Source organism: Nonlabens sp. (assembly GCF_051251825.1).
Taxonomy (GTDB): Bacteria; Bacteroidota; Bacteroidia; order Flavobacteriales; family Flavobacteriaceae; genus Nonlabens.
In genome coordinates this window covers 62,678-76,033 of sequence record NZ_JBPOGG010000008.1, presented here as the reverse complement: position 1 = coordinate 76,033, position 13,356 = coordinate 62,678, and the positions used below count along the sequence as shown (strand labels likewise).

Sequence of the window (13,356 nt, the reverse complement as noted above, 5' to 3'; positions counted from 1 at the left end):
TATAGTTTTATGCTATTTTGTAGGCATGAAAAGAAATGTAACCTACAAGTGCCTTCTAGCGCTTGTGTTATTGTTGGTAGGGACAACAATAGCGACGGCACAGGACGGCTTTAATAGCATTCCAGTGTCTGAAACGCAATCTGAAAACGGTGCGTATAGAATTAAATCAATCGCGTTTAATAACACGCCAGGTAATATAGACGGAGTTTCTTACGTCTATCAAGGTGAGCAATTGCTGTATCAAATACCGCGCTCCTTTGATATATTACTAGATAACAGCACACGAACTGTTATTTCTAACGATGGTACGATTGTCATTTATTACAACAATAAAAAATACCGACCAGAGAAAGAATTTGACAACGTAGTGGTTTACAAAGAAGGTGTTTTAGTAGGCAGCTTTACCACAGCTCAATACGCAGATTGTGGCGAAAAAGAAAACAATTGCACCGTTCTTTATAATAATTATGACTCTGTAATTGATTACAAAAGAAGTGATTACGGTAAGTCAGATTATAAGAAAGTGCTGCGCAGCATGGACGAGGACGAAGAATGGTTGCATCACAAATCTCTTGTTCTTAAAGACAACATTATTTATACCGTAAGCGGTCAGAAAAAAATCAGTGTACTTCACATTAACGATCAAGTTCTAGAAAAGAATGTAGATTTTGAAAAATTACATCCTTTTATTAAATCTTTTAAAAGTCCCAAAACTGAAATTTTAAATGTTCCCAAAACCAGAATGACCATTGATCAATTTGTAGAACAATCCTCTGGAGAGACATTGAACAGATTACTGGAACGTAAATTCAATCTTAAATCTGTTTCTAAAAACGATAAAAAAGCAGCACAGGAATTTCAACTTTATAATGTTGCGATGACTGGTTATATGACTCGCTTTGGCTTTTTTGAAATATCAACTATTGATCTAGATTCTAAATTTGATAAAAAAGATCTCATTAAGTACATAGATGAAATTCAATTTGAGCCATCTACTATCGACAATGTTTTGCCTAAACAATACTTTAGTTATTACGGTACGGCATATCGCAATGCAAATGACAACGTATCTCGTGATGAAAAAATCGCATATGATAAGGCCGCAATTGCAAAACGTATCAATCGTCAACAATTAGATACTATTAACGGCATTTATATTCCTAGAAATATGGAAGAAGCGTTCATAACTCTAGACAAGGTAATGCCGCCTAAGGAAAGACAGTTATTAGTAAAATTAGAAAACCAGCCCGAAAAATACAACTCAGACGCCGGTGGTTTAGGAATATGGATCCGTGTGAACTGGGGAATTATAGAAGGTTCTAGATTAGAAGTATATTTCAACGAGCGTGACTTAACCAAACCTAAAGAGGTTTCAAATACTCTTGTTACTCAGTATATAAAATACTTGAAAAAAGAACCGCAAGTAGCTAGAAACTGGGAACGTACACATCCCAGAATTTAGGACAAAAAAAAAGAGAGGACTTCTCCTCTCTTTCTAAGCGATCTCCACCGCTTTATTTTAATAAACAACGTTTTATATTTTCAAAGACTTTGCTTATTTACTTAAACCGTGTCAAATATACAGCGAGGTTCAAACATACCGCAGTTAATCCTTGTTTTTTATCGAGTATAACATCGTTAAAACGTTAAATGGTTGTTTTACAATTAATTATAATTTGTAAAAAGATGCATTTCGTCGATAATCTATTTTGTGACTTATAAATAATTTGATTATTTATCCTCTATTTTCTTGATATTGTAAAGCTAGATATGCGATTATTACCTGCAAGATAACCGGTTGAGGAATCAATCATTCTTACCGTATAGAAACCTTCTTCACTCATTTTTTTCCAAGTTGCTCCTTGATCTTTACTCCACCATATTCCTGGTGTTCCCACAGCGAGCAATTCTTTTCCACCAGTATCTGGAATAAAGATGATGTCACTACAATATCCAGGTCCATCACCATTTGATATTAAGTTCCATGATTTCCCACCATTACGTGTGATTGCTTTATTATAGGTATTATCTTCTTTCTTATTCCAGTCTCCACCTATAATTACTCCTAAGTCCTTGTCATAAAAATCAACCGCATAAATTCCAGTCATTTCACCACCAGCAATAAATGGCGTATTAAAAATTTGCCAGTTAGAACCGCGATTATCACTATAAAGAATACGCGCCATTGCGCCTCCAGTAACTAACCACACTTGATCACCTAAAATCTTAATATTTGAATTACTCGCAGCAAAAGCCGCTTCACCAGGAACATAGTCTGGCATTTCAGTACACTGTAGCTTTCCCCATGTTTTACCACCATCATAAGTCTTAATAACTGAAAAACAACCACCCATAGGATCGCCCATCGCGATTCCTTCTTCATCGTTCCAGAATTTCATAGAATCATAAAAAACTCGATCTTCAACCTCTGTATAAACGTGTTCCACACTTCCATCCTTCTGTGTAATCTTGTAAACTAATGCAGGATTTCCAGCCGTAAGTATATATGTATAATTAGGAGTAGTCGCTATGGATCTAAACTCAACTTCCTCATCTTCATTTAACTTTATAACACCACGAGTTGCGCTTCCTGTTGCCGCATCTATACTACCATAACTACCTTTACTACCAGCATACCAGTAATTACCATTTCCATAATCTAGAGCACGCACACTTATAGAATCGGTAAGTACAGGAGTGATTTCTATAGAAGCATCAGTGAATTCTTGAGCTGCTTTTTCTGTTATAGCAGTCTTATTATCAGACTCTTTACAGGATAATACAGATAATATTACGAGGATAAATAGTAGTTTTTTCATGTTGCAAAAATAATGACCTTTTTAATGATACGAGTTATTATGGATACGCTTTCGCGAAAGCGTGCCCAACATCATCCCTACTGCTTAAAAAACGCCATCCAATTTTTACATAAACGCAGCAATAAACGTACTTTTGCAAAATGAGATTTCATCATAATTTAGTTCAGGCTACCGTAGACGCATTGCATAACACATTTAACGATGGTAAATATGCAGATCAAGCGATTCAAAAAATATTAAAACGCGATACCCGTTGGGGTTCTCGCGATAGAGGCTTTATTGCAGAAACTACTTATGACATAGTACGTTATAAGCGATTGTATGCAGAGATTGCCAATGTACGTGAACCATTCAAACCAGTAGATTTATGGCGCATGACTGCGGTGTGGATTGTATTAAAAGGACATTCTGTTCCAGCGTGGGAAGAATATTATAATACTCCAGAACGTAGGATTAAAGGCCGTTTTGACGAACTGAGTAAAAAACGTGTGTTCAGAGAATCACTCCCAGACTGGATGGATGAACTGGCTCTTAAGGAGTTAGGCGGAATATGGGAAAAAGAAGCTGCTGCGCTTAATAAACAAGCAAGCGTAGTTTTAAGGGCAAATAGCTTAAAAACTACTCCTAAAGAACTTAAAGAGAAATTACTTGCTGAGGAGATCGGTGTGGAGCAACAAGAACGATTTGGTGATGCACTCATCTTAAAAGAACGTTCAAATGTGTTTTTAACTCAAGCGTTTAAGGACGGATTATTTGAAGTTCAAGATGCTGGCTCACAACTTATTGCACCATTCTTGCAGGTAGAACCTGGAATGCGTGTCATGGATGCATGTGCTGGTGCTGGTGGAAAGTCATTACACCTTGCGGCTTTAATGGAAAATAAAGGTCAGGTGATCGCTACCGATATTTATCAAAGCAAACTCAATGAATTAAAACGTCGTGCACGTCGTGCTGGCGCTCATAACATTGAGACACGACTGATTGATTCTACTAAGGTCATCAAGAAACTTGCTGGTAAAATAGATCGCTTATTAATAGATGCTCCATGTAGTGGATTAGGTGTTCTACGTCGCAATCCAGATGCTAAGTGGAAAATGCAACCAGAGTTTATTGAAGAAATTAAAGAAACGCAACAGGATATTTTACAGCGTTACAGTACCGTTGTAAAACCAGACGGAATGATGGTTTATGCAACTTGTTCTATTCTTCCATCAGAAAATGAGAATCAAGTGCAAACTTTCTTGAGTTCTGAGGCTGGTGCAACTTTTGAACTTGTTGAGGAACAATCATTGCTATCGCATAGAGACGGATTTGACGGTTTCTATATGGCATTAATGAAGAAAAAGTAGTTTTTACGACTATTTAATAAATATACCGCTACTGTAAAAGCGAAATAATATACTCTATGAAAAACATCGTACTTTTTATACTTTTCATAAGCTCTATAGCTTTAGGGCAAATCCCTGCTGGATATTACAACTCAGCAAATGGTTTAACGGGTTATCCTCTTAAAACAGAACTGAGTAACATTATAACAAATGGTTATAGCGCTCAGAGCTACAACTCGTTAATTACTCTTTATAATACCTCAGACAATGATGAGTATTATGATAATGGTACTCAAACCAATACATTAATAGATATGTATTCTGAAAATCCTACTGGAGCAGATCCGTACAACTGGATTATCGGGACGAGTTCAAATTGTGGAAACTATAATAGTGAAGCAGATTGTTATAATAGAGAACATATATTCCCGCAAGGATTTTTCAGTCAGAATGAACCTATGCGTAGCGATGCACATCATGTGATTCCTACAGATGGTTTTGTGAATGGTGGACGTGGTAGTTTACCATTCGGTAATGTGAATCCTAATGGTGCTTCTATAACTACTTATATGAATGGTAGCAGACGTGGTCCTTCTATCACTACTGGTTTTAACGGGACTGTATTTGAACCTATAGATGAATTTAAAGGTGATATCGCCCGCATGCTTTTATATTTTGCTACTCGATATGAATCTAATATCAATGATTCTGGTTGGGATGCTGCAAATGCTAGTGCTAACAATCCTCGAGATGGTTCCAGTGATCAATTTTATGAGCAATGGTACGTTGATTTATTACTAGACTGGCACGCTCAAGATCCAGTAAGTCAAAAAGAAATAGACCGTAATAACGATATTTATGTACATCAAAATAATCGTAATCCTTACATAGATAATCCATCTTATGTAACCATGATATGGACTGCTTCTACTAATACTGGAAACGGCAGCCTATTCCCTACGCTTTCAGGAAATTATATAGATATTAATACCAATAGTTTAGTAGATGCTGGAGATGAAATTCAATACACTTATAGCATCGCAAACATCGGTACTACAACTATGTATAACTTGAGAGCAACATCTCCTTTAGGATCTTTTAATCCTGGAAATCAATTAGCAAGTCTTGCTGCTGGACAGACTGTAAATAATCCATTTGGAACATTTACGTATGTGCTCACTGCTGCTGATGCAAGTAATGGATGTGGTTGTATTACTAATCAATTATTACTTGCCGCAGATTATAATGCTGCGGGAACAACTGGAACTTTAAATGTTGCCAGTGATGATCCTAATAACTTTACAAATAATGATTCTGATGGTGATAATCTACCTGATGATTTTACAATTGTAACTTATCCTAACGGTGGATCTGGTGCCGCAGGTGATTTGTTTATATCTGAATACATTGAAGGAAGCGGAACTAATAAAGCAATCGAAATAGCAAACTTTACAGGTGCTCCTGTAGATTTATCTAATTACACTCTAGAAATAAGCCAAAACGGTAGTGGATCATGGACTCTTCCACTTAGCTTATCTGGTACGCTTGCAGATCAAGACGTTTACGTATTGGCACGTGGAAATGCAAACTCGGCTATACTGGCTCAGGCAGATCTTCTAGTAGGTAATGGTGGACCATTAGATTTTAATGGTAACGACGCAGTAGGTCTTTTCAGAGCTGGTACCTTATTAGATATAGTCGGTGACAATAACAGTAGTAACACCTTTGCTGCAAATGAAACTCTAGTGCGTAAATCAAGTGTCACTTCTCCAAATGTTGTTTTTGACAAGGTCGGAGAATGGGATGTTTTTGCACAAGATGATTCTAGTGATTTAGGCATGCACACCTTTGGTGGTACTGCGAGTATCGAGGATAATATGTTACTGAACTTAAGTGTATATCCTAATCCATCAAGTGGCCGATTTGATTTCAACAATGATTATTTAGTAGAAGAAGTACGCGTTTATGACGTTGCAGGAAGACAAATCCAAAGCAACTATACACACAATGAAGGTTTAGTAATAGATCGTCCAGGAGTTTATTTTATAAATGTTTCCTATCAAGGTCAGAGCAAGACTTTTAAAGTGTTTGTTCAATAAACCACGACTCTATAAATTATAAAAAAGAGCCTCGATGGAGGCTCTTTTGATATAGATTTTAATAAACTGTTCTCGACCTGTCTTTGCTGGCAGGTAGGCTGCTCTCGAACTGCCATTTGACTTCTTTAAAATTTAAAAACTCCTCACTCGATACCATCCTTTTTGATCACTATGAATGATAATTGCGGTACTATCCGGACTTTTAAATAGGTCAAACTCTGTATCAAAGGCTTTAAAGGTTGCCTTTTCCCCATCTACGTCGAGATTGAGGTAGTCATAAGTTACTGGGGAAAAACCAAAAGCATAATGATTACCAGAGCTTTTATTTTCTATAATCGCTTGATCAAAAACAGTTAGAAAATCATCTGTTCTGTACTGGTAAGTGCTTAGTTTTTCAACATCAGGTAAGTTTGAGACTTCTTCAAAATGTGACAACCAATCTATTCTATTGCCAAATTTAGTATTCCAAGTGTAAGCCTGTATTTTCTTAGGCATGTAATATTCAACATCTGAATATATAAGGATTGTACCACCAGGATGGCTGTATGAACCGGTCATGTAGTAATCATTATCGATGACTTTATAAGCAAGAAGATTGGGAAGGACTTTTGATTCTATCTGATCATAATTTAATTGTGCTGCGACTCTTGCAATAGAATCTTCAAATTTTTGAGTTGATTTATCAAATGTTTTAAAGTCATATCCAGGAGCTAACTCAGCAAGCTTGGACTCATAAAAATCCTCTTTAAAAAACGGATGCAAATCTAAATCTATCGATTTTTTGGTTTTATAATGCACCTTAACCATCACATCATTTTCCTTCTTGTAATAAATAAAACCATTTGGAGAAACGTAGTAATACTCTGTGATTTGGACAGAATCTCTTTTATTAAATCCTTGATCCATGGTTACCGCATAGATTTCTTTTTCATTAAATGAGATTCCTAATAAATCCTTCTCAAATAAATATACTTCATCAAAATTGATATGATACTTCTCTAACTCTATTCCATCGCCATCTACAGCTGGAAACTCAGCCATATCAGGATATTTATCATCTTCTGTTTCACTATAACCACAGCTTGTGATGAGCAAAAACGATAGTAATAAAAGTATAATCTTGATGAAATTCATGAGTGAAATTTAGCTCAAAGATATTCTATTGATATAAATGTATAATTATGTTTAAAGTTGGTTAATAATTCTGCTTTCGCGAAAGCGGAAACCACCAATTTAAATACCTAAAAAAGTATCTTTGTAAATCTCAAAAAAATTGAGTTTATAAGCCCACAAAAGCGCTCACAAATGATTCATTTCTACGGTAATCCATCTAAGTCACTATATGCAGTTCAAACCCAAGCACCTATTTCTGAGGAAGATCATCAGAAATTACAATGGCTTTTTGCCGGTGCAGAAAAACTAGATTCACAATCAGTTACTGGGTTTTTCACAGGACCGCGCGCTACTACGATAACTCCATGGTCCACAAATGCGGTGGAAATCACCCAAAACATGGAAATTAATGGAATCCAGCGTATTGAAGAATTCCATAAGTGTGAAGAGAACTCTCAGTATGATAAAATGTTATTGCAAAAATTTGATGGATTGGATCAATCACAATTTGACATTAATGTAGAGGCTGCAGGCGTGCTGGAAATAGATGATATTCCTGCTTATAACATGCAGGAAGGTCTTTCCTTAAGTGATGATGAAATCGATTATCTCGTTGCACTTTCTGAAAAATTAGGGCGTAAATTAACTGATAGTGAGGTTTTTGGATTCTCTCAAGTGAATTCTGAGCACTGCCGTCACAAGATATTTAATGGAACTTTTATCATCGATGGTGAAGAAATGCCTTCTTCCCTATTCAAGCTGATTAAAGAAACGAGTAAGCAAAATCCTAACGGAATAGTAAGCGCTTACAGCGATAACGTAGCATTTGTAGAAGGTCCACAAGCCGAGCAATTTGCTCCTAAAACAGCAAACAAACCAGACGTTTATCAAACGAGCTTATTTGATTCGGTAATATCATTGAAAGCCGAAACTCACAATTTCCCAACAACCGTAGAGCCATTTAATGGTGCTGCAACAGGTTCTGGTGGAGAAATACGTGATCGATTAGCTGGTGGACAAGGTTCTCTACCGCTTTCAGGTACAGCAGTTTACATGACCAGTTATTCTAGATTGAATGATGAACGTCCATGGGAAAAAGGATTTGAAGCTCGTAAATGGCTCTATCAAACGCCTATGGATATTTTGATAAAAGCCTCAAACGGTGCGAGCGATTTCGGGAACAAGTTTGGACAGCCATTAATTAATGGTTCTGTATTAACTTTTGAACACGACGAGCACAGCGATGTCGCCCTGAGCGCAGTCGAAGGGTCTCATCCTCGTTATTTAGGTTTTGATAAAGTCATCATGCAAGCCGGCGGAATAGGTTATGGTAAAAAAGAACAAGCTTTAAAGAAAACTCCAGACGCTGGCGATGACATCATCGTTATGGGTGGAGATAATTATAGAATAGGAATGGGTGGCGCTGCCGTGAGTAGCGCAGACACTGGCGCACTAGATTCTGGACTGGAATTAAATGCCGTGCAACGTTCTAATCCAGAAATGCAAAAACGTGCTGCAAACGCAATACGTGGACTGGTTGAAAGCAACAACAATCCTATCAAATCCATTCACGATCACGGTGCTGGTGGACACTTGAATTGCCTGTCTGAACTCGTAGAAGAAACTGGTGGAATTATAGATACCGACAAACTTCCCGTAGGAGATCCTACACTATCTCGTAAAGAATTGATAGGAAACGAATCTCAAGAACGTATGGGATTAGTCATGGATCCTAGCGACACGCCACAATTAGAAGAAATTGCCGCTCGTGAGCGCGCACCTTTATATAAAGTAGGTAAAGTAACTGGAGATAATAAATTTACTTTTAGTGAAAAAGATGGTCGCAGTCCTATGGATTTGGCACTAGAAGATATGTTCGGTTCTAGTCCTAAAACCATCATGGATGATAAAACGATCGACCGTAAGTATGCACCAGTAGCTTATGACGGTAAAGATTTTAAACTCTATTTATATAACGTTTTACAATTAGAAGCCGTTGCTTGTAAAGACTGGTTGACTAATAAAGTAGATCGCTGTGTAACAGGTCGTGTTGCAAAACAGCAAACATGTGGTGAGCTACAATTACCATTAAATAACGTAGGCGTTATGGCGATGGATTATAACGGTAAAAACGGTGTGGCCACTACGCTAGGTCACGCACCAGTTGCCGCATTAATCGATCCTGCTGCTGGTTCTCGCAACGCGATTGCAGAGTCACTGACTAATCTGGTTTTTGCACCTTTAGAAAAAGGTCTCAAAGGCGTGAGTTTAAGTGCTAACTGGATGTGGCCTTGTAACAATCCTGGTGAAGATGCTCGCTTATACAGCGCTGTTAAAGCCGTGAGCGAGTTTGCCATCGAACTAGGAATCAACGTTCCTACTGGTAAGGATAGTTTATCCATGAAACAAAAATATCCAGACATGGATGTGCTTGCTCCAGGAACCGTAATCATCAGTACTGTAGGTGCTTGCGATGATATTTCTAACGTTGTCGAACCTGTTTTACAACGTAATTATGACGCGCCTATTTACTACATAAATATGAGTGGCGATGACCATAAATTAGGTGGTTCAAGCTTTGCTCAAACTCAAAATAAGATAGGTAGTGAGTGCCCTACTATTGTTGATAGTAACGCTTTCGCGAAAGCGTTTACCACGATCCAATCGTTCATAAAACAAGGTAAAGTACTTGCAGGACATGACGTTGCCAGTGGTGGACTCATCACCACATTGCTAGAAATGTGTTTCCCATCACAACAGGTAGGAATGGAACTGGACTTTGCTCAGGTAGGTCACGATATGGTAAAAGTATTATTTGCAGAAAATGCTGGAATCGTACTCCAAGTTACCGACGAAAGCGTGGAAGAAGAATTATCTAAAACTGGCGTACCGTTCTTTAAAATAGGAAAAGCTATAGATGAAGCTGTTCTGGACATTAACGAATTCATCATAGACGTAGATGACATGCGTGATGTGTGGTATGAAACATCACACTTATTAGACAGACAACAGTCATTTAATGGCACCGCAGATGAACGCGCACTGAACTATGTAAACCAACCACTAGAATTTAAATTTCCATCACATTTCACTGGAAAACTGCCAGAATTACCTCAAAAACGAGTAAAAGCAGCCGTAATACGTGAAAAAGGAAGTAATTCTGAACGTGAAATGGCACGAGCGATGTACCTCGCTGGATTTGAAGTCATAGACGTTCACATGACCGATTTAATTGCTGGTCGTGAAACACTAGAAGACGTACAATTCATAGCCGCAGTCGGTGGTTTCTCAAACAGTGATGTTCTAGGAAGTGCCAAAGGTTGGGCTGGAGCATTCTTATATAATGAGAAAGCAAACACAGCATTGAAAAACTTTTTTGCAAGACCTGACACTATGAGTATAGGTGTTTGTAATGGTTGTCAGCTTTTTGTAGAGCTAGGATTGATCAATCCAGATCACGACGAAAAACCTAAGATGTTGCACAACGATTCTGGAAAGTTTGAGTGTAATTTCACCAGTGTAGAAATTGCGACAAACAACTCTATCATGCTTCAATCGCTTGAAGGAAGCAAACTAGGAATATGGGCCGCACACGGAGAAGGAAAGTTCCATTTCCCTAAAGACCGCAGTGCTTATCAAATCCCAGCAACCTATGGCTATGACAACTATCCAGCAAATCCTAATGGATCTGATTTTAACGCGGCTATGCTCAACAGTGAAGATGGACGTCACTTAGTGATGATGCCACACCTAGAACGCTCTACATTCTCATGGAATTGGGCGCACTACCCTAACGATCGCAAGAATGATGAAGTGACTCCTTGGGTTGAGGCGTTTGTGAATGCCCGAGTTTGGTTGGGAAATAAATAAAATATTTTGGAATTAATAATCAAAACGACCACCGCTAGAGAAAATGAATTGGAATCCTTTCAGGTCTTCAAAAAGATGGTTTATAAACCACATCTTTTACATTTAGGCATTCTAGTTATTGGTGGTTTGGTTTTTTGTGTTATCGGTCTAGTTCCATTAATCAATGACTTTAGCAAAAGAAATGATTCATTTCCGATGATATTCTTAGGCTTAGCACTACTAGCAGCTGCCTTTTTTAATTATAGATTTCTAAGAGGAATTATTAAGTCTACAGAAAAGTTACGTCAAGAATTTGCGTTTATTTTAGGTAAAAAGTCTCAAACTACAGAATATAGAATCAATGAAGATGGCATTTCATTTACTTCCGATGTCCAAAATTTTTCAGTTTCATGGAATTTAGTGAGTTCGTTTACAGAAAATAAAGGCTTTTTATTTCTATTCTTAAGAAATCCAGCAGGTTCAATTAACTTCTCTACAAAGTCTTTAACGGTTGAGGAGAAAAAGGAATTACATCAACTTCTACTTAAAAAGGTGAAGAAGATTTAGGTTACTAAATTCAATAAAATAGCTCCTTTCAGATCCCTGATAATTTGATATCGCAAATTTATGGGAGAGAAAAGGTTGACATACATAGGTTGTGATACATTTCTTAATCTATACATACATAAACAAGAAAACCACCGCTCACACGGTGGTTTTTAAATACTAAGACCTAGAAATCTACTTCAAAATATTAATTGCCTTAGCATTTACAAATTCTTTAATTCCAAAGCCACCGTGTTCTCTACCATATCCAGAGTCTTTTACTCCACCAAAAGGCATATCTACTTGAGCAGTCCCAAAAGAATTGATAAATACCATTCCTGTGTCAAAATGCTTTTGCGCTAACTCAATGGCTTTATCTTCATCTTTAGAAAATATTCCACCACCTAAACCAAATCTGCTATCGTTTGCTATGCGCATCGCATCATCTTGATCTTTGGCTTTAATTAATGATGCTACTGGCCCAAATAATTCTTCATCATAAGCCGGTTGTCCTGGTTTTACATTACTTAAAACCGTTGATGGATAATAGAATCCGTCACCATCGGGTAACTTACCACCGCATAGAACCTCAGCTCCTTTTTTCACACTTTTTTCAACTTGTTCGTGAATCTTTTCTCTTAAATCTTTACGAGCCATAGGTCCCAGTTGTGAGTTCTCATCTGTAGGATCGCCTAGTTTTATGCTAGACATACGTTCTACAAATCCTTTTTTAAATTCCTCATAAACGGCATCTACCACTATAAAGCGTTTTGCAGCTACGCAGGTTTCACCATTATTGTAGATACGTCCACGTACACAAGTTTTTATGGCCATTTCAACATCTGCATCTTCTAGGACTATATATGCATCATTACTTCCTAACTCGAGAACGGTCTTTTTTAAGTTTTTACCTGCTTGCTCTCCTATCTTGCTTCCTGCGCCTGCACTTCCTGTAAAAGTGACTCCACGCACAAGATCGTGTTCAATAACTTTTTCACTGACGTCATGATTTATAATTAGTACCGTAAATAAGTCTTTAGGTAATCCAGCATCTTCATAAATCTCCTTTAATTTCAAGGCACTTCCAGTGACATTTTCAGCGTGTTTTAAAATAATACCATTTCCAGCCATTAAATTGACTATGGAATAACGTACCACTTGATAGGCAGGGAAATTCCATGGTTGGATTCCATAAATAATCCCAAGTGGTGAATAGGTTACAATTCCCTTTCCGCCATTTGCTAATTCTTTTTCTTCATCTGCTAATTCATTTGCACCAGTTTTGGCTGTGTACTCACAAATTGCAGCACATTGATCTATTTCTTGATTGGAATGCTTCAATAATTTACCCATTTCTTGGGTCATTAGTAAAGCAAACTCTTCCTTATGTTCCTTAAATTTCTTTGCTATGTTAGCTATGATTTCACCTCTTTCATCAATGGACAAAGACTTCCATTCTAAAAATGCTTTATTACATTTTTCTACAGCTTCCATTGCTTTAGTTTCAGTCATGAACTCATAGCTATTGATCTCTTTCCCTGTAGCTGGATTTATAGTAGTAATTGTATTGCTCATAATTTTTATTTTAAATTTATGAGTATA

The 13,356-nt window shown here is 37.3% G+C and carries 8 protein-coding genes; 5 read left to right on the top strand and 3 right to left on the bottom strand.

All coding sequences use genetic code 11. From position 1 onward, the window contains the following. Nucleotides 1-25: 25 nt before the first annotated feature. On the top strand, nt 26-1,462 hold the full coding sequence (locus ACSHWW_RS10785) for a DUF6794 domain-containing protein (RefSeq protein WP_435682466.1): 1,437 nt from the start codon (nt 26-28) through the stop codon (nt 1,460-1,462). A gap of 280 nt (nt 1,463-1,742) precedes the next feature. Here ACSHWW_RS10785 and ACSHWW_RS10780 read toward each other — a convergent pair whose 3' ends face one another. Beyond that, complete coding sequence (locus ACSHWW_RS10780) at nt 1,743-2,819, bottom strand: WD40/YVTN/BNR-like repeat-containing protein (RefSeq protein ID WP_435682465.1); 1,077 nt, start codon at nt 2,817-2,819, stop codon at nt 1,743-1,745. Nucleotides 2,820-2,959: 140 nt separating this feature from the next. Between ACSHWW_RS10780 and ACSHWW_RS10775 the strand changes: the two genes are divergently transcribed. Beyond that, nucleotides 2,960-4,168, top strand: coding sequence for an RsmB/NOP family class I SAM-dependent RNA methyltransferase (locus ACSHWW_RS10775; RefSeq protein WP_435682464.1), 1,209 nt, complete (start codon nt 2,960-2,962; stop codon nt 4,166-4,168). A 56-nt stretch (nt 4,169-4,224) separates the two neighbouring features. After that, nucleotides 4,225-6,246: an endonuclease gene (locus tag ACSHWW_RS10770; protein WP_435682463.1), complete on the top strand. Its 2,022-nt coding sequence runs from the start codon at nt 4,225-4,227 to the stop codon at nt 6,244-6,246. Between the two features lie 132 nt (nt 6,247-6,378). Here the strand turns inward: ACSHWW_RS10770 and ACSHWW_RS10765 are convergent, their stop codons facing one another. Further along, nucleotides 6,379-7,380 carry a hypothetical protein gene (locus ACSHWW_RS10765; RefSeq protein ID WP_435682462.1) on the bottom strand — a complete coding sequence of 334 codons (1,002 nt, stop codon included), beginning with the start codon at nt 7,378-7,380 and terminating at the stop codon, nt 6,379-6,381. Between the two features lie 171 nt (nt 7,381-7,551). Between ACSHWW_RS10765 and purL the strand changes: the two genes are divergently transcribed. Beyond that, the gene (gene purL / locus ACSHWW_RS10760; protein WP_435682461.1) at nt 7,552-11,229 is read left to right on the top strand and encodes a phosphoribosylformylglycinamidine synthase; all 3,678 of its coding nucleotides are present in this window, start codon (nt 7,552-7,554) and stop codon (nt 11,227-11,229) included. 6 nt (nt 11,230-11,235) lie between these two features. After that, the gene (locus ACSHWW_RS10755; RefSeq protein WP_435682460.1) at nt 11,236-11,775 is read left to right on the top strand and encodes a hypothetical protein; all 540 of its coding nucleotides are present in this window, start codon (nt 11,236-11,238) and stop codon (nt 11,773-11,775) included. A gap of 174 nt (nt 11,776-11,949) precedes the next feature. Here the strand turns inward: ACSHWW_RS10755 and ACSHWW_RS10750 are convergent, their stop codons facing one another. Beyond that, nucleotides 11,950-13,329, bottom strand: coding sequence for an NAD-dependent succinate-semialdehyde dehydrogenase (locus tag ACSHWW_RS10750; protein ID WP_435682459.1), 1,380 nt, complete (start codon nt 13,327-13,329; stop codon nt 11,950-11,952). Between the last annotated feature and the right edge of the window lie 27 nt (nt 13,330-13,356).